This window comes from Acanthopleuribacter pedis, assembly GCF_017377855.1.
GTDB lineage: Bacteria > Acidobacteriota > Holophagae > Acanthopleuribacterales > Acanthopleuribacteraceae > Acanthopleuribacter > Acanthopleuribacter pedis.
Genome location: NZ_JAFREP010000026.1, coordinates 127,786 through 145,287 on the forward strand (window position 1 = coordinate 127,786; position 17,502 = coordinate 145,287).

At 56.6% G+C, this 17,502-nt stretch carries 11 protein-coding genes; 4 read left to right on the forward strand and 7 right to left on the reverse strand.

The window, feature by feature from the left end:
* Positions 1-183 precede the first annotated feature (183 nt).
* Complete coding sequence (locus tag J3U88_RS24580) at positions 184-3,807, reverse strand: ubiquitin carboxyl-terminal hydrolase (RefSeq protein WP_207861649.1); 3,624 nt, start codon at positions 3,805-3,807, stop codon at positions 184-186.
* A 35-nt stretch (positions 3,808-3,842) separates the two neighbouring features.
* Entirely contained in the window at positions 3,843-4,394 is a 552-nt protein-coding gene (locus J3U88_RS24585; protein WP_207861650.1) for a type III secretion system chaperone, read from the reverse strand.
* A 723-nt stretch (positions 4,395-5,117) separates the two neighbouring features.
* On the opposite strand from J3U88_RS24585, the gene J3U88_RS24590 reads away from it, so the two are divergent.
* On the forward strand, positions 5,118-5,354 hold the full coding sequence (locus J3U88_RS24590; RefSeq protein ID WP_207861651.1) for a hypothetical protein: 237 nt from the start codon (positions 5,118-5,120) through the stop codon (positions 5,352-5,354).
* Between the two features lie 76 nt (positions 5,355-5,430).
* Here the strand turns inward: J3U88_RS24590 and J3U88_RS24595 are convergent, their stop codons facing one another.
* Both J3U88_RS24595 and J3U88_RS24600 read right to left on the reverse strand, forming a co-directional pair.
* Entirely contained in the window at positions 5,431-9,738 is a 4,308-nt protein-coding gene (locus tag J3U88_RS24595; RefSeq protein WP_207861652.1) for a PKD domain-containing protein, read from the reverse strand.
* A gap of 603 nt (positions 9,739-10,341) precedes the next feature.
* Positions 10,342-10,686, reverse strand: a complete 345-nt coding sequence (locus J3U88_RS24600; RefSeq protein ID WP_207861653.1) for a hypothetical protein — start codon at positions 10,684-10,686, stop codon at positions 10,342-10,344.
* A gap of 496 nt (positions 10,687-11,182) precedes the next feature.
* Between J3U88_RS24600 and J3U88_RS24605 the strand changes: the two genes are divergently transcribed.
* Positions 11,183-11,677, forward strand: coding sequence for a MarR family transcriptional regulator (locus J3U88_RS24605; RefSeq protein ID WP_207861654.1), 495 nt, complete (start codon positions 11,183-11,185; stop codon positions 11,675-11,677).
* A gap of 51 nt (positions 11,678-11,728) precedes the next feature.
* Here J3U88_RS24605 and J3U88_RS24610 read toward each other — a convergent pair whose 3' ends face one another.
* A complete protein-coding gene (locus J3U88_RS24610) occupies positions 11,729-12,721 on the reverse strand; it encodes a pentapeptide repeat-containing protein (RefSeq protein WP_207861655.1) in 993 nt (330 codons plus the stop codon).
* A gap of 274 nt (positions 12,722-12,995) precedes the next feature.
* On the opposite strand from J3U88_RS24610, the gene J3U88_RS24615 reads away from it, so the two are divergent.
* Both J3U88_RS24615 and J3U88_RS24620 read left to right on the forward strand, forming a co-directional pair.
* Positions 12,996-15,143: a thioredoxin domain-containing protein gene (locus J3U88_RS24615; RefSeq protein ID WP_207861656.1), complete on the forward strand. Its 2,148-nt coding sequence runs from the start codon at positions 12,996-12,998 to the stop codon at positions 15,141-15,143.
* Positions 15,144-15,537: 394 nt separating this feature from the next.
* Positions 15,538-15,720 carry a hypothetical protein gene (locus J3U88_RS24620; protein ID WP_207861657.1) on the forward strand — a complete coding sequence of 61 codons (183 nt, stop codon included), beginning with the start codon at positions 15,538-15,540 and terminating at the stop codon, positions 15,718-15,720.
* A gap of 78 nt (positions 15,721-15,798) precedes the next feature.
* On the opposite strand, the gene J3U88_RS24625 is transcribed toward J3U88_RS24620, so the two are convergent.
* Together J3U88_RS24625 and J3U88_RS24630 are read right to left on the reverse strand one after the other, a co-directional pair.
* On the reverse strand, positions 15,799-16,767 hold the full coding sequence (locus J3U88_RS24625) for a hypothetical protein (RefSeq protein WP_207861658.1): 969 nt from the start codon (positions 16,765-16,767) through the stop codon (positions 15,799-15,801).
* A gap of 18 nt (positions 16,768-16,785) precedes the next feature.
* Positions 16,786-17,472 (reverse strand): response regulator, encoded by a 687-nt coding sequence (locus J3U88_RS24630; RefSeq protein ID WP_207861659.1) that lies wholly within the window; start codon positions 17,470-17,472, stop codon positions 16,786-16,788.
* Positions 17,473-17,502 lie beyond the last annotated feature (30 nt).

Sequence of the window (17,502 nt, forward strand, 5' to 3'; positions counted from 1 at the left end):
GGCGCGAGTCGACCTATAGCCCAAAGGGGCTAAACTCCGCCGACGCCAAAAAAGAAAAGGGACCCCACGGCGAGGTCCCTCTGTTGATTTCGATTCATTGTGTTGTTCGGCGGGGCGATGGTTCGGTGACCGCCCCGCCGCGTCTCCGACCTAAGCTGGGCGCGTTATCGCGCTTTTTAGCTTTTATTCGCGCACGTAGGTGAACATGTACCCGCGATTCTTTTGGGATTGGTTCGATTCGCTCGTTTCGTCGGGTGTTTTGATCGAGGACACCGAGGAATCGTCGCGATGTTCCCAGGAACCGCTGTTGGGATTCACCGTTAAGGCCGTGTAGTGACCTGAGTTGAGCGAGGCGCCCTCGTGATTGACGACCGCTTTTAGGCTATACCAAACATTGTTGATTTGCATGCGTTGCGGCGCCTCCACCTCGTGGTCGTCCTTCTCCAGACCGTCACCGCGTCGCAAGGTAAAGGTGACCGCCGGCGGCGTACCTTGGACAGTGAGGGTTCGGTTCGCCCGTGATTCAATGACGCCCTGGTTATGATTTGCACGTACCCCGTCAATGGTTTCCTGATCTTGGAAGGCGTCGAAGGCGTCCTCTAAATCATCGATTTCGCCGTGTCGATTGCGGATCGGCAACTCAATGATCGGGTCCATTTGGTTCTGTACCATGCGGCCGTTTACCAGGTCGGTGTGGTCCACGGTATTGAGGTTTGGTTTTTGAACCGCCTGGTCGAGGTGGGGGGTGAAGTCGGTGACAATGCGTTGGTTCAACGACATGCTGTTGTTGGGATCGAACAGCGGAATCAACTTGCGGAAAATCACCTCGTTGGGATCCTGTTGTGCGGTGCGCGCGGTTTGGCCCATGCGCATCGCGGCCAAGGACGGCGCCGGCAACAGGTGGTAGCGGTCCATGGTGGCCAGTAAGTCGTTGATCGTATCGCGGTCAACGGAACGGCCCGCGCGGACGTCTTCCATGATCGCCCAGACCTTGGGACCGATATTTTGTACCGCGGCCCACTGGGTTGGTTTACCCACATAGTTGACTTGATTGAAGTTCTGGGGATTGAACAACTGACGGTAGGGTTCCACCGAGGACAACATGTTCAGCCCCGCCGCCAAATAACAGCTGTTGCCGGTGTTGTGGATACCGGTTTGGGTGACCTTGCTTGTTTTCTCCAGGGATTGGGTTTTTCCTCGGAAATGAACCCCAGATTGGTAGAACTTGGAACTCTGCGATTTCGAGCTGGATTTGGCCTGCACAATTTGCAGCTTGGCGTAGTCCTGCTCGCGCCGCGGCAGGCTGTCCAGCCGTTTTTGTGTTTCCTTGCTGATCTTGCCATTGGTGCGGAATTCCTTTTGGCCTTTGGTGATCAAGCTGTTCAGATCCTGGGAAAAGAGCCGGATCATGCCGTCAAAGGCCTGGCGGGCGGCCTTGCCGTCGAGCTTGGCGGCGGCGGTACCAAAGGTTTTGCTCAAGGCGTTCCATTTGGACAGGTTACTTGAATCAGCCATAAAGCCCTGACGCGATTTGATGCTTTTGCCGATGTCCTGCAAGGCCAAGCTGAGTTGGTCCTTCAATTCGGTTTTAGAACCCTGGATGGCGCGGTCCAAGGTGGCGATGATATCGACCAAAGCCTTGGGTGGGTTGGTTTTGGGCAGCAGCGCGGCCAAGCCGTCGCGGTAGTCCATCAGTTCCATCTGGTAACCGGGCATCGCCGTTTTGAGGTGGCTGGTTTTCCCGATTTTGAAGTTGTAATCGTTGAGGATGGTGCCGATGCGGTTCTTCATGGGGCCGAGAATGCGGCGCGCCTCTTTTTGGACGCCTTTTTTGTCTTTGAATGCCGTATCGATGTTGGCTTGCAGGTCGCGCAAGCCTTTTCGTAATTGGTAACGCTGTTCCAAAAGTTCCTGGGTCTGAAGCGATAACTTGGTTTCCTTCGGCCAGGCCCGACCGACGATGGGGAGATCCTCGTCGCGAGAAAATTCGATGAGCGGGGCTTCCCTGGGTAAACTGTCGATTTGTTCCTCGCGAAGTTCGTCGAAGTTTTCACTAATCTCCTGCGAAATCCGCGCTTGCGTGGCCCATGGACCCACGTAGTCGTTGATGAAGTCGTCCCGTGAAACCTTTTTGGGTTGGTGTTTGTTACAGAAGTTGTCGACCAGCAGTTTTCGCGATTGTTTGTTTCCCCAATCCACACCGTCCGGCAAGTACTCTTCGTTACCCGTATGGTACGCGTAGATGGTCAACAGCTCGTCGGCACGGTCTTTGTAACTGGACTTTTCAATGAAGCCGACATCTTGCAACTTGGCTTCCAACTCTTTGATGGTTTTGTCGGGTACGCCTTGGTTGCGCAAGTGTTGGGCGTCCGGCTTGTTCTTCCCACCTGAGGTGGCCCAGGGTTTGAGGAAGGCTTGCAGGTCCTTCTGTTTGATGCCCTTGAGTAGGAACTTCTCGAGCAAATCAGTCCGTTTTTTGTCGAGTTTTTTGCCTTTGGGCAGACGCTCCTTTTTGAACAATACACTTTCATCGTTGGCCAGAATCGCGTAGAGCTTGCGGGCGTCGGAAGAGGGGACCACCTCGGTGAAGATGTCGATGCCGGGGATGTTGGCGTCGGGCACACCCAGTTTCATGCGCAGGTCGGAGACCGGCACCACGTCGCCCCAGTTCTTGGGTTGCTTGTCGAGCGGGCCGTCGGTGTAGGTTTTCAGGGAGCCGGGCAGCGCGTGCTGACGCAGCTTTTCCAGCGAGCGTGGGTTGACGATGCCGTATTGGTTGGCTTCGTAGTGCTTGTCGACGCTCATGTCCTTGCCGGAACCTTTGGAGTTATGCTCGGTGATACAGTCGGCCGAAATTTCGTTGGCGATGTGGAGCGGCACCAAAAAAGAACGAATCAGCGGTTGGTTCTGGTGCCCTTTGATATTGCCCTGGCGGCTGTAGTTCTCCAGCCATTTGACCTGGCGATGCGGTCGACCCATACTGACCCAAAGCGTTCCTTCATCGTCTTTTTTGTTACCGGTATGAATCAAAATGCGGCCGTCTTCGTCTTGGCCGACGTCTTTAAAGCTTGGTTTTGATGAGGTTAAGGCGTCGCCATACACGGACATGTAGATTGGGGTGTAGGGTTCCTTGCCGATCATAACCACCTCGGCGATGCCGCGGTTCATCACGTGTTCGTCGTCATCGCCTGCCTTACTGGGCCCCAAATAACCCCAGCCGGGTGCGCCTACTTGGCGATCTTGGGTGTCGATAATGTCGTGGGCCTTTTCCCTGACGAATTTGGGGAAGTAACCCGGTAATCCATTCACCTGCTCGCGCAATTCGTTGAGGATCGCCTGGCGTTGTTTGCCCTCGTAGGGACCCAGCATTTTGTTGAGATGGTGTTCCAGTTTGCGCGGAAAGGTCTTGTCTTTGATGAGCGCAATGCGATCACGCGGGGCATTGGCGATAATTTGGCGGAATTCCTGTTTCATGGGTTTCAGAAATTCTTTGTCGGTTGCCTTGATGACCTGCTTGATGGTGGTGCTGGAAAGTGGCTGCGACTTGTTTTGGTTGAGGTGGTAGCGTTTGATGATGCGGTTGGCTAATTTATCGCCGTAGTCCTGCTTGAGGGCTTTGATGAAATCGTTGCGCACCGCGCGGTTCTGCGATTTGATGTCGCTCTGAACACCGCGGTTGTCATAAAAGCTGACGAAATACTGGCCCCAGGTACCCTTGGGTCGTGATGCTAAATTGCCGTTTTCATTGACGATACGGCTCGATGAAGTATTCATTACTTTGCGAAATGCACTCATATTGACAGTCATAGTGTGGCTCCTTCCTGTGAAATGGGTCGCGGCGATCAGGCCATGAATTTGGGATTGAACATGCCGTGGGTTTGGCTGGGAGCCGGGTTAAACGGGATGATGTCGGGGCCGGCTTCTTGGGGTGGTGACGGTTCGGAAACGGGGCTGTCTTCGCTTGCCGGGCTGTCGACCGGCTCGGCAGGTGTTCCTTCCAAGCGACCCGTCCAGTAGGTGTTGATTTCCATAAATCGCTCGAGGAAGGTGCTGAACGCCGGCGCATCCAGGTCGTGAAGGGAGACTTTGGCGGTCAACACCACCATTTGCCGGTGTTTGTCCCAGGCGAAGGCCAAATCGAGGGTTTCGGGATACAGGTTTTCGGCGAGGAGGTCGGCAAAAACCTCGGCGCGGACCTCGGGATCGACCGATCCGAGTTGGGTGGTCACCACCACTTCGCCCGCGGGGCCGCTATCGCGGTAACCGAGGTGGAGGAAATAGGTTTCGTTGAGGGCGATGGTGCAAACACCCTCCTCGTCCGCGGCCAATTGAGGGATTCCGATGACGGCGCCAAATTCGGCGATCAGACGATGGAAGTTGGTTTGAGATTCCATGAAAAACTCCTAAAAACGATGGTTCCTGTCACGCCAAAACACGGAGCCCGGCCTGGTGAGACGACCCAATGGGTTCGCTCGACCAACTGCCGGATGTTTGGGTGACAGCTTGGGTAGATGCATTCATTCCGGCCGATGGATGGTTGACGACGACGCGTTGGTTTGAACCGAACGTCAAAGAGAGCTTGCTTGCGCAAAAGGGTTTGCGCGAGACCGGGCTCATCGAAAAAGGACGAAGGTCAACCGTGAGGAAGAATCGGCTTTGATGATTGCGTTATGAGAAGGGACGAATGAAACGGGGGTTGGTCCCCCGATCATGTTTTGCCAATTTAAGGCGCGATTGTGGAGAAAGCATGTAGAACGCTGCGTAGGAGTGAAAAAGTGTGGCGCTGTATCGCTGCAAAATGAAAATGTGAGGAGCTTCACGAAAAATTGAAGACGCAAGTTGTTGGGCGTAAATAACCGACTACTTGATCACGCTTGAGGGGCGCCGGCGCTCAAATTGTTTGTATGATTCCCCTTAGGAACTGGTAATTGGGGCGTATTGTTCATCGTTGTTTGTGACTTGGTCTAAGGGGGGTGGGATTTTGTGATTAAAATCACTGCTTGGTTTTCCTTTGCTTTGCGCATTTCTGTAATATGAGTGGTCTGCTGATTTCGCAGGTTTGTTTGGATTCCTGCGGTGCGGCGGATTAACTTCAGAATTTTTCAAGAGGGTAGCCCATGACTCTTAAAGCATTTCTCCTAACTCTTTGTGTTTCTTTATGTTCATTCCAAGTTTCTGCTTCTTACAGTCCTGTGATCAACCCCGGCCTTCTTCCCATTGCCGCCTTCGGCAATTCAATTAAACCGGATAAAGACCCGGGCCCACCGGCTGACACGGGACAGCATGGCGACCATAAAGGAAACGAAGAGCTTAATCTGGTCATCGTCCAACCAAAAAAAGAATTATTTCTTTAGGTCAAACAACGAGACGCCGCGGTGTTCAAAAAACGGGTGGCCGGAACCACCCGCTTTTCTCTGCTTTGCCATAGGGTTAAGGATCGCTGCAGGTGTCGTACACGCCGATGCCGAACACCATGCCCTGCATCATTTGTGCTGCGCCTTTCCACCAGCCCGAATCATTGCCGATGTAGCCGTCCCAGAATGAAGGCAGGAAATTGGGATCATCGTAGATGGCGCGCACCGCCTCGCACATACTGATGCTGGGGTCCAGCTCGTGGGCCGTCAACAGCATCGCCGCGGTGTGGGGTCTGTTTTGTTGGTACATCCAGGCGTCGTCGACTTGGAACGGGGTGCAGTTCACCACCGCGGTACCTTCCGCGTTGAGGGTGCAGTCCATCATCGGCGCCCAATCGCCGTTGATGTTGATCGGTTGCCCCTCCTGGCCGCGCATGGTGTAGCGGAACAGGTTTCGGCCGATGTCCACCATCGCATCACCCAAGATACCTTCGATGTCGCCGTAGTTGCGGAATGAACGCATGAAGAAGCTGTACATCATGCTTGCCATCATGAAACCTTGCGGGTTCAGGCAGTTGGTGCTTGGGATGTCGTCGGCGCACATGATGCCCGCGCGCAGGTTGTCCAGCGTCAGTTCCGACAAGAGTTCCATCAAGCGGTCGTGGCAGGCGTTGCCGCCTTCGCCGGGTACGTACTCCGCGCAGTTGGCCAACATTTCGAAGTGCTGAATGACCTGACGCGAAATTTCGACGCGGTTAACGTATTGTGTCCGTTGTGCTTCCTGCGCGCGCGGGATGTCGTAGCGGTCCACGATGGTGCGGCCCGCCTGGCGGAAACGGTCGCGCATGATTGGGTTGGGCCGCAAGGCGTAAGCCAGCTTCATGCCGTCGTTGTACGAATAGTCGTCGGAGCCGCCCGCGCCGCGGTGCCAATGACCCTCGCCCGTGCCGCCGCTGGTCACCGCAAAGCCGTTGCGGTTGCCGTGGAATTGGTCGCCCGTGTTGAGGTAGGCCGTGTGCATTTGCAGCCAGGCCGCCGGCAAGGCGAAATCCCAAACCCATTTGGGATCGCCGGAACGCAGGAACTCCAACATTTCCGCGCCCTGTGGGTTCCAATAAGCGTGGGTGCCGTTCATGTCGGCCGGTGTGTCGTTGTCCACATCCCAGCGGTCGAAGGATACTTCCGGCCAGAGTTGCGAACCGTAAATCTTGCCGCGATCATACTGACCGCCCGGCAACACGTGATCGTTGTGCATCAGGTTCAAGGTGTCGAGGTAGGCGGTTTTGGGGGCAGAGGGTGCATGGGTCCCCAGGCTGGGATACACGCCGCTTGCATTGATCATGTCGAGGGTCGCGCGCGGTAACAAACCCCGTTCCAGCATGAAACGGCCGCGGTTGCGTTCGTTTTCGAGGAATGCCGCCACGGATTGGCCGGCCGCCGCCGTCGCCGTTGCGGCCAGTCCGACGCGGGCGAAGTTCCACAAGCCTTTGCCCTCACCCACGGTTAGGGATTCGCTGACGAAGTGGAGAGACAGGGTTTGGTTGGTCACCGCCAAACCTTGGGGTTCGCGGTAGCGCAGCCAAGGCATTTGACCCGTGGCGATGAAATTGGTATCGCTCAAGGCGACCATGGGGTTGCTAAAAAATTCGGCATTCTCTTGGGTTTGCCCGTTGATTTGGACTTCCGCGCGGCGTCGCCAGGGCGTGCCGCCGCCTTTGAACTGGGTGACCGTGGTGGCGCCGTTGAAACCCGCGGCCGAGGTCATCAGGTCACCGTCGCCGCCCGCGTGGACCACCGGCGTGTCGAACGTGGCGAAGGGGAAATGCCAGCTCGCATCGGTAACGGTGGCGAATTCGTCGGTCCAAGGTCCGCCGTTGGCGTCGCTGCATTCATTGCGCAGGTGGTACTGCATCAAAATGTCGCTGGAACCGCGCACGAAGGTGGCGGCAAGGGTGAAGGCAAAGCGCTCGTAACCCGCGCCCGCCGCGCAGATGCTGGTCCCGCCGGGATCGCTGAAGCGCCCGCGTAGGAGGACCACTGCTTTGAGGGGTCCGGTTTCCACAATGCTGAAGCCGTCGGGTTCGACGCGAACCTCGTTGGTGCCGGCGGTGCTCAAGCTGATTTCGGCGGCGCCGTTGCGGTAGCTCAGGCGGGGGCCCGCGCCGGCGCCGTGGGTGTAGATGGTTTCGAAGGTGCCTTGGCCGGTGCTGTCCAGGGCGATTTGTGCAAAAAGCGCCGGGTTGGCGGGGTCCAGGGTGAAGCGGGCCGTGCCGGTATCCACCACGACGGACGTGCCGTTGTCGGTAACGGTTAAGGCGTTGGGATCGGTTTGGGCCGTGCCGGCGCGGCGCACCTCATAAGCAACGATGCTCTCGGCGGCGATGCTGGTGATGGTGCTGATTTGCAACCAGCGGATCGGCAGGCTGGTGTCTTGAACCGAACCGCCCCAGCGAGAAACAATGTCGAACTGGGCGGCGACGCGGTTGCCGTTGCTGTCGATCAGCATCAAACCGGTGGTGTCGGTCAGGTTGGCGGACCGTGCGATGGGGATGCCGGACCAAGCGGGTTCACAGGTGCGGGGGCTGGCTCGGTCGTTGCGGATTTCGAGGGTGCTCACCAGGGTGGTGCCGGCGGTTGGGGCCGGTTCAATCACGGCCTCGGCGCAGGGGGCTTGTTCTCCGCCTTGGGGGCGTACGGTGACCGCGACCGTGTCGGTGCTTGTGGCTTGGGTGTTGTCGGTGACTTGTAGTTGGAAGGTGAACAGGGTGTCGGCCGTGACCGAAGGCGCGGTCCATGAAGGCGTTGCCGTGGTGGCGTTTTGCAGGGCGACCGTCGGGCCGCTCGTTTGTTGCCAGGCGTAGGTCAGGGCTGTATCGCCGGTTGAGGCGCTCCCGTCCAGTTGGACCGTGGCACCCTCGGTGACGGCTTGATCGCGACCCGCGTTTGCAATCGGCCCGGCGGCGACGGCTTGGAAGTTGGCGGTAAGGTTTTGGTTCCCGCCGCTGCTGTCAAGCGTTAGGGGATTGGTGGTGCCCGTTGCGTCACCGCTCCAGCCGGAAAAGGTGAAGCCGGTGTCGGGCGTGGCGGTGATGGTCAGGGTTTGGTCACAGGCGACGGTTTGGCTGCCGGTGGGCGTCACGGTGCCGCCTTGGCCGGCTTGAACCGTCACCGTGTAGCTGTCGCAGGTGGTGCAATTTTGCGCGTCGACCAAATCCAATACCGTGACCACGCTGTCGCGGCCCGGCATCGCGGTGGTGAACCACATCGGCAACATCGTGGTGAAGGGATTGGTGCAGGGAGTGGGGGCGTCGTTATCGATGATGGTGAGGGTGTGGGTGGTTGTGGTGCCCAGACGAAGATCCACGGGATTGCTCAGGGTGAGGATCACCGTTTCGTCGCTTTCCTGGAGGTTGTCGTCGATCAGGGTCAAGGAGAGGGTGCCCGCGCGGTCGTCTTCATTAAAGGTTAAGGTTCTGGCTGAACTGTTTTGGTAATCGCCGCCCTGGGTCGCGGTTCCGCTTATTTGGACGGTCACCGAGGCGCCGGCCGGTGCCGGCGCATCCAAGGTTAGTGAAACGGACACCGCGCCCGCGTCTTCGGCGAGGGTCGCTGACGCGGTCGTAAACGAAACCGTCGGCGGCAACACGCCTTCCGGGCCCAGCACCTGAAACTGGTCGAAATCCACCGCGCCTTCACCCGCCGCATACAAGGCCGTGTAAGCGCCGCCCGGATCATTGGCCGCGTCAACCGCGTTCGCGGCGATGATTTCGGTCTGTTGGTTCATCAGGGAAACGCTGAGGTTGCCCCCGTCGCGGGTCACCCGAAGCTGGTACCAGGTCCCAACCGTCAAGGGCTGGGGCAAGTCACCCGACGCCAAAACCGTGGTGTCCCAGGCGTTGCGGCGGCTGAGCTCGTAGGACCAAGTTCCCCATTCGTGGCCGACGCGGAAAAACCAGGCGTCGTTCGAACCTTGGAAGGGCTCGTTGGTGTCGGTTTGTGAAAGCAGCAGAACCGCGTCGGGACCACCGGAAACCGCTTCATTAAAGCGGAGGTCCACCGAATAGGTCAGCGTCTCATTCGCCGGCAACATACTTTGCTGGACGGCGGAACCCCCCGGCAAGGTGATGTTGAGGGACCCGTTTGGCGCGGCGGCCGTGCCGCGCGAAACCCAATTGGCGAGGGTCGTGTCGTCGAAAGAATCTTGAATATAAATTTGGGCGGTTAAGGGCATTACGGTCAAAACGGTCATGACCAAAACCGTGGCAAGGCGTTGCATGGTGGGTTTAAATCCAGAGCGGGCGGATTGGCAAGTTGTGTGTTCGTGAAACGGGGTGTTCCCCGAACGGTTGGTTAAGACTGCATCACCAAAAAGCAACAAGGACATACAATAACTCCTGAAGGTAGAGGGTTCACGCTTATCCCGGTTCATTAATACCCGCCGGAATTCACTAACCCGCATTTCTCACAAGGCTTTCTGCTTCTCGCGACGAATCCTTGTGAGAAATGCGGGCTAAAAACTTTCGGAAGACCGAAAAGACAGGTTCGGCGGAAAAGTGTGACGCGCGCATCATGCATCTTAATCACGAGGAAGAAGCCGCAACCGTTGTTGGGTTGAAAGCGTTCTCCCCCGAGTTGGTGGGAGGCGTCACCGCTGCGTTGCAATGTGAAACAAAAAAAGAGGCCCTGCTGTGATGCATGACCTCTTTTGGGAAAAGAATGTTTTTTAAGAAAGTGTTTTTGGTGAAAATGTGATAGGGCTAAAGGTATTTTTGAACGGTTGGTATTTTGTGTAAGATGTGCCCGGTTTTACCTAAGAGGCGCGATAAGAGCCAGGGATTTTGGCTAAAGATCTGGAGCGAAATGGTTTGGAAAAAACGGACCGGGGTCGCGCACGACGCGCACCCATGGGTGCGGTGAGTATTTTTACAGGCCGTCGCAGCCCAGAGGTTTAGCTAAAATCCCCGCGTCAGCGCTTCTTAGGTTTGAGTTAGGAAAACCGCAGTTGCGTCTCCGGCAGGAAGGGCATGAACCATTGTCTGCGTTCCGTTGCTTCCTCCGAACGCTCCGGTTTTCGCACCGGCTCCGGCGCCATATTGCCCTTGCGGTCCTGTGCGGCGGTGCGTTCAAAAAATCGGGAAACGCCGCGACTCATGGGTAAATCCTCGGGTTCGTCGCTGTTCATCTCACGCCACAAGGCGAGCACTTCTTTTTGGAGGCCCTCGTCTGAGCCACAGGCTTTTTCGATTGCCTTAATCGCCTGTTCCGGCGGCAAGTCCATAACCGCTTCAAGAATGCTGTTAACCTGGGACCATCGCGACTGTGCTTGCTTCATATTTTTTCTCCCCTGGAAAACGTCGCGGCGGTGACGTCTCCCTTGTTTGCTGGTTGGATGTGGACGGTTTTGGATGAGGGGAATCCGGGTGGTGTTGGAATCGTTGCGTCACGACGGGGTCGCGGGGGTTACGCGGGGGATTTACCATCACCGGGGACTGACGTGAGATGAAGGTCCTTTGTGAACCTTGGGTGCCCCGGCGAAGATGGGTGGGAAAAGGGTCATTCGCGGCTGAAATTATTTAACACGGATGTCACAAATCACGTTTACGATCTGGTTTCGCAAGAAAAATCTTTGTCGTGGAAATCGAAACTTCACCGCTCGGACGCGTTGACCCATCGCTCCCAACGGCGAATGCCGTTGTACCGAACGGCGAATGCCGTTGTACCGAACGGCGAATGCCGTTGTACCGAACGGCGAATGCCGTTGTATCCGAATACGCTTTGTTTTAACCTAACGCACACGGGATTTTTGGGATCTGCCAAGGGAGTTCATGGTGGCGAAAAAAGAATGTGAGCCCTGTATCTTTTTTGCCTTCCGGCGCGTCGACCGCCTCATGGGTCAAATCTACGACCCCTTTCTGGCCAAGGTCGGCCTCAAAGCGACCCAGTTCACCCTGCTACGCGCCCTCGACACCCTCGGCGAGGCCACGCTGCCGATGTTGTCGGAGGCCTTAACCATCGACCGCACCACGCTGACCCGCAACCTCCAACTCATGGAAAAACGGGGTTGGGTGGCGATTCGCGCCGGGCTCGACCGGCGCACGCGGTTCATCACGCTCACGGCGGGCGGTGAAACCAAACTGGCCGAAGCCTTGCCTTACTGGCAACAAGCACAAGACGGCATTTACGAACTGTACGGTCGGGAAAACTGGCTGGCCCTGCGCGAGAACCTCAACCAAATGGTCGCCCAAATCGCCGCTCTTCCGGCAACGATGCAAGAACGCATGCAGCGCCCGGATGACGCGGCGCGGCCTGATGAAAACCCTTAAATCGTTGGCTCGGCGCCGGTCTATCGGCGTGTGCCGCCTACGCCGACCGGGTTAGAAGTGGTCCAAAATGGTGCGCGAACGGCGGTGATCCTGCAAGTTGGGTTTGGAGCGGTAGTGGGGCACGTTGTTGTCGAAATGGGCGCGTACCGGGCCATGGTTCTGTTGCTTCATCTTCTTCAGCAAATCCTCTTGTTCGGCGTGAAGCTCCAGAGGCAGTTTGGTGGTTTCATCGATCATTGCTTGTTCCAACTGCGCGTAACTGAGGTTGCTGCAGCCACTGAGGTCGGTTTGCCGGAAATCGGCGCCTTGCAGGTCGGCGTCCTTAAAATTGCAGTCAACGAGGTGCGCGTGGTAGAACATGCAGTCCTTGAGCACCGCACCCTCAAAGGTGGCCTTTTCCAGATTGGCGCCTTCGAAACTACAGTCCTCAAGACGGGCGCCGTTAAAGATGCTCATTTCCAGATTGGTGCACATAAATTGCGCTTTTTTGCCGCAGGCCTCCCGCAAGTCGGCCATCACCATATAAACCTTGTCGAAGTTGGTGCCGTCCATGGTGACGTTTTCGAGGTAAACCCGTTCCATGATGCCGCGCTCAAAACTTGTTCTGGACACATCGCTCTGCCAGAGGAACGCATTGGTGAAATTTGCGTGGTTTAAACGCAAGTCGGTCAAGTCCCAGGATTCCATCATCGCGTTTTCCATTTCGATGCCCGACAAATCGGGGAGCTGCGCCTCGAGATTGCGCAACCGGCGCAGGATACCGACCTTGCGCCAGACGCCTTCTTCACTGCGCCAGAAGCGGAAATCTTCCAATTGTTCCAGGTAACCGCGGTTGATGTGGCGGCGGCGGCGTTTCTTTTCCAGCCAGGTCAGCAGAATGCCGAAAATGAGAATGTTCATGAAGGTGTTGTTGAGCACCAGGGCGAAATCCTGCCAAACGGTTCCTGCTTGCTTGTTAATAAAGTAGACGAGCAGGCCGGAAATCGCGAAAATCCCGATCACAATGGACAGTTGCGGATCCAATTTCAACGAGTTTTTCTTCAAAGTTCCAGCCTCCGGTGGGATACCCTTATGTTACTCGCATCTTATAACGTTCGGCCTTGTTCAGAAAGAGGCGAGCGTCGTGCGAACCCTGTTTGGTGTGATTGTTCCGCCTTTTGCTTTGGGACCTTGACAATTTTTCGGTAGATGGGGACATTTTCGAAAGAAACACGTACCGCGCTTTCAACCGCCCGATGTTCCCTTTTCGCAACGGGGCGATGCCGAACCCGCTTATTCGATCCAACTGTTTTCATTCACGAATCCCCAAGGAGCCATGATGTCCGGTCATCAACGACCCACCCTTCCCAGCGACGAAGCCATTCAACAACTGCCGGCCGACGGTGGACCCGACTACAATCGATTGATCTTTGAATCCAGCCCCTACCTGTTGCAACACGCCGCCAATCCCGTCGATTGGTTCCCCTGGGGTGAGGAAGCTTTTGCCGTCGCACGGGAACGCGATGTCCCGATTTTTTTGTCAATTGGTTACGCCACCTGCCATTGGTGCCACGTGATGGAACACGAATCTTTTGAAAACGAAGCCGCCGCCAAGCTGCTGAACGAACATTTTGTGGCCGTCAAAGTCGACAAAGAAGAACGCCCCGACATCGACGACATTTATATGACCGCCTGTTTGGCCATGAACGGGCAAGGCGGCTGGCCTTTGACCGCCTTGCTCAACCACGATCGCCAACCCTTTTTTACCGGCACCTACTTTCCGCTGACCGGCGCCGGCCGCCGTCCCGGCATGCTGGAACTGATTCCCCGGGTGGGCGAATTCTGGCAATCAAACCGGGAAGAGGTGCTCAAAAACGCACAACAACTGACCAACTACATCGCGGGACAAAGCAGTGTCGAACCGGCCGAACTCCACGAGACGCGGCTGCTGCAAAAGGCCTACGAGCAACTAAAAAACCTCTACGATCCGCGCAACGGTGGTTTCTCCGGTGCGCCCAAGTTCCCTACGCCGCACCAGTTCATGCTGTTGGTGCGTGCCGCCAAACGCTTTGAGCGGGAAGACGCCCTTACCATGTGCCGCCACACCTTGCACCACATGGCGCGCGGCGGCATTTTCGACCAAGTTGGTTTCGGGTTCCACCGATATTCCACCGATCCCTACTGGCTGTTACCGCACTTCGAAAAGATGTTGTACGACCAGGCCATGATGGCGATTGCCTTGTTGGAAACCGGCGCCCTTGCCGAGGATCCCGAACTCCACGCGGTGGCGCGCCGCGTCTTTACCTACGTCCAGCGCGACATGACCGACCCCGGCGGTGGTTTTTACTGCGCGGAAGACGCCGATTCAGAAGGTGTCGAGGGCAAGTTCTACGTGTGGAAACCGGCCGAGGTGATCGACATCCTGGGCGAAAGCGACGGCGCCTTGTACAACGCCGTCTACAACCTCACCGAGGAAGGCAATTTCCACGAGGAAGCGACCGGCCATAAAACCGGTGACAACATTCCTCACCTGATTCGACCGCTTGCCGAACTGGCCGAGGAACAGGGGCTCGGCCTCAACCTCCTGGAAATTAGGCTGCAACGTTGTCGCGAAAAACTGTTTGAAGCCCGCGAAAAGCGGATTCATCCCTTGAAAGACGACAAAATCCTGACCGATTGGAACGGCCTCATGATCGCGGCCTTCGCCCTCGGCGCCCGCATTCTCGGCGAACCCGATTACCTGGCCCAGGCGACCCGCGCGGCCGATTATATCCACGAACACCTGCGCGATGAAAACGGTCGCTTGCTCAAGCGCGCGCGACGCGGCCAAGCCGGGCTTACCGGGTTAATCGACGATTACGCCTTTATGATTTGGGGTTTGCTCGAAATCTACCGCGCCGGTTTCGATGCCGAATACCTGGCCCGCGCCGTTGCCTTGTGCGACACCGCGGTGGAACATTTCCACGATGAGGAAAGCGGCGCCTTTTACCTGACGCCCGACGACGGCGAGCCGCTGATCGTGCGCGGCCAAAAAATCTATGACGGCGCCATTCCCTCCGGCAACGCCGTGCTGGCCTGGTGCCTGATTCGTTTGGCCAGACTCACCGGCGAAACCCGCTACGAGGGTTTGGGCATCGGCGTGTGCGAAGCGTTCGGCGCGTCCCTGCGCACCCGTCCTGCCGGCCACAACATGTCGATCATCGCCTACGATTTGCACCAGCTCGGCTCGCGGGAAATCGTGGTCCACGGGGATCGCGACAGCGACGACACCCAAGCGCTGCTGGCCGAAATCAACCGCCACTACCAACCCTTCGACGAGGTGTTGCTGGTGGAAAGCGAAACGGCGCCGATCACCAAGCTGGCGTCCTACACGCGCGATCAAAAACGCATCGACGACCAGGCCACGGTTTACGTCTGCCACAACTTCACCTGCGAAAACCCGGTCACCAGCCCGGAGGCTTTGGCCGAAATCCTGAGCAAGGATTAACCAAGCGCTCGGGCGCTCCTTGCTACATGACCCATGATCACAAAAAAACGGGCCGGCATAAAAACCGGCCCGTTTTTATTGCTCTCTGTGTTTTTGTTCAGGCTGAGGTCTGTAAGCAAAGGTATCTCATCCAGATTCCAGAGTGCTGTCTCTGTTTTTGTGACGGAGACAGATTTTGTGTCTTGATTTAGGTGAAAAGAGTTAATGGGGTTGCGGTAAGATTTTTTTCGTCTTGTTGTATTAATGCAACTGTCTGGGAAACCATCTTTTAGAATCTTGGTGTGGAATTGGCGCGAACATTGCTTGAGTTGTGGTTGATCAGAAAGCCTCCGCAACCTGTTGTGGTGGAGGGGGTCTGGAATCTTAATTTCAAACTAGAAGAGGTTTATAGTTCATGGCAAAAAATACAAACAAAGGCTACAGAAAAGGTTCAGTAGACAACCGGACTCAGTTCCAAAATAAAAATGGAAACTGGGTCAAACGTGATACTGAAACAGGGCGCATTATGGATGTTAAAACTACCAACAAATCACCTTTCAAGGGGGTTGCAAAAGAGGATGATGGACGACGATCCTGATTTTGTTTAAGGAGTTAGGCGCCCGTTAGGGTGATTCCGATTATTCGCACTTGAACAATGGCCGGTCAGTGTCGCGGGCTAGCGTTCCTTTTGAATCACCAAGCGGCGGTGGCCGCGGTTTTCCGTGAGCCACCATTGGAAGCCGTTCATGAGGGCCAGGCAATCGAGGACCTCGTTCCAGGGCTGTTCTTCGTTGTGGATGTCGACCTCGACGTCCGCGAACTCCTCATCCAAAACCAACTCCATGCCAAAATTCTCCGCGATGGTTTGGAACAGGGCGCCCAGGTTTTTGTTTTTGCCATAAATGCCGATCAGCGGTTGGCTCGATGGTTCGTGCTGTTGATCTTTAGGTTGAAACACCAGGTTGTCCAAATGGCGCGTCCACTGGATCTGGTTGTGTTGGCTGACCTCATCCAGCAAGGTCCACCAATCGGTGATCACATAAACCCCGTTAACCGGTGTGTTGATCCCGGAAGGAATGTAGGAGTTGAGGCGCTCTCGGTCGCAGATGAAGGCCAGCACGTCGCCCAAATCGGCGCCGTGGAATGAGGCGTATCGCTGGAAGTTAGCCGGTTCCAAGCGCCCCTTGGGCACCAAGTTGAAACGGCGTTCGTAACCGCTGTCGTGCTCGGCCAAAATGTGTTCCGGTTCAATGGCCGCGATCAGGTAGGGGCCGACCCAGTCGCCCAGCCGGCGCCAGCGCCCGCCGACCAGCGCATATTTTACCCCGCGAAAAGCCACCGTGGCCGTGGTTCCGCGCAGCATGGTTTCGGCCGCGTTTGCTTCCAGCTTGCGATCCCCGTCGATGTCTTGTCCCGCGTTGACCACGCCGATGGCGCGAATAATGGTGCGGTGCGCGGTGCGGCGCTCGTCCTGGAGCATGCCGCGCAAGGTGGATAGCACCGCTTGTTTCTGGCCAAACACCTCGGCTCGGTAGATCAAGCGTTCCAAGTCCAAGTTGGGTTGATAGAGGCTGCCCGGCTCCTCTGAGTGGAGCGGCGACCAAGCCACGAACACGAGTGGAAGAAAAAATCGGAGCGAAGGCATGCCGGGGTTCCTTAACCGTTACAGCGCGAGTTTGTAGCCAATCCCGCGCTGACTGAGAATGATCGTGGGTCGGTCGGGGTTGCGTTCAATTTTTTTGCGGAGTTGGGCGATGTGGGTGTCCACCGTGCGTGGTCCGGCCTCGGAATCCAAACCCCAAACCTCGTCCAAAATATCGTTGCGGTGAACCGGCCGCCCCTGGTGCTGGTGCAACATACTGAGCAGCTCAAACTCACGGGTGGTGAGGTGGAGGGGATCGCCGTTGCGGGTCGCCTCGTAACGCTCGAAATCAACGCGCAGGTGTTGCAATGCCAAACAACGGCTTTCTTCCTCCGCCGGTTCTTCCGGGGTAATGCGTTGAAGCAGCGCCTCCGTGCGGGCCAGCAGCACCGTGGGTGAAAAAGGTTTGGTCACGTAATCATAGGCGCCCAGCTTGAAACCCAGTACGATATCGGCGTCGTTGGCGCGGGCGCTCAGAATCAGGACCGGGATATTTTTGGCTTCCGATTGGATTTGGCTCAATACGCGGGTGCCGTCCATGTCGGGCAGGCCCAGATCGAGAATGATCAGGTTCGGTTGAAAAGAGCGCAGGTGGCCCAATACCTGTTTGCCGCGATCACAGACCTTCGTTTGGTAACCGGCATCTTCGAATAAGTCGCTTAATCCCAGTTGCAGGCCGGGTTCGTCTTCAACTATTAGAATGTTCACTGGGTACTCCATTCGGGGGATCCTGTTTAC

Bases quoted from the DNA above. Each gene is read 5' to 3' on its own strand.
- J3U88_RS24595 (WP_207861652.1), bottom strand. From the start codon at position 9,738: ATGTCCTTGTTGCTTTTTGGTGATGCAGTCTTAACCAACCGTTCGGGG.
- J3U88_RS24590 (WP_207861651.1), top strand. From the start codon at position 5,118: ATGACTCTTAAAGCATTTCTCCTAACTCTTTGTGTTTCTTTATGTTCA.
- J3U88_RS24620 (WP_207861657.1), top strand. From the start codon at position 15,538: ATGGCAAAAAATACAAACAAAGGCTACAGAAAAGGTTCAGTAGACAAC.
- J3U88_RS24625 (WP_207861658.1), bottom strand. From the start codon at position 16,767: ATGCCTTCGCTCCGATTTTTTCTTCCACTCGTGTTCGTGGCTTGGTCG.
- J3U88_RS24615 (WP_207861656.1), top strand. From the start codon at position 12,996: ATGTCCGGTCATCAACGACCCACCCTTCCCAGCGACGAAGCCATTCAA.
- J3U88_RS24580 (WP_207861649.1), bottom strand. From the start codon at position 3,807: ATGACTGTCAATATGAGTGCATTTCGCAAAGTAATGAATACTTCATCG.
- J3U88_RS24585 (WP_207861650.1), bottom strand. From the start codon at position 4,394: ATGGAATCTCAAACCAACTTCCATCGTCTGATCGCCGAATTTGGCGCC.
- J3U88_RS24600 (WP_207861653.1), bottom strand. From the start codon at position 10,686: ATGAAGCAAGCACAGTCGCGATGGTCCCAGGTTAACAGCATTCTTGAA.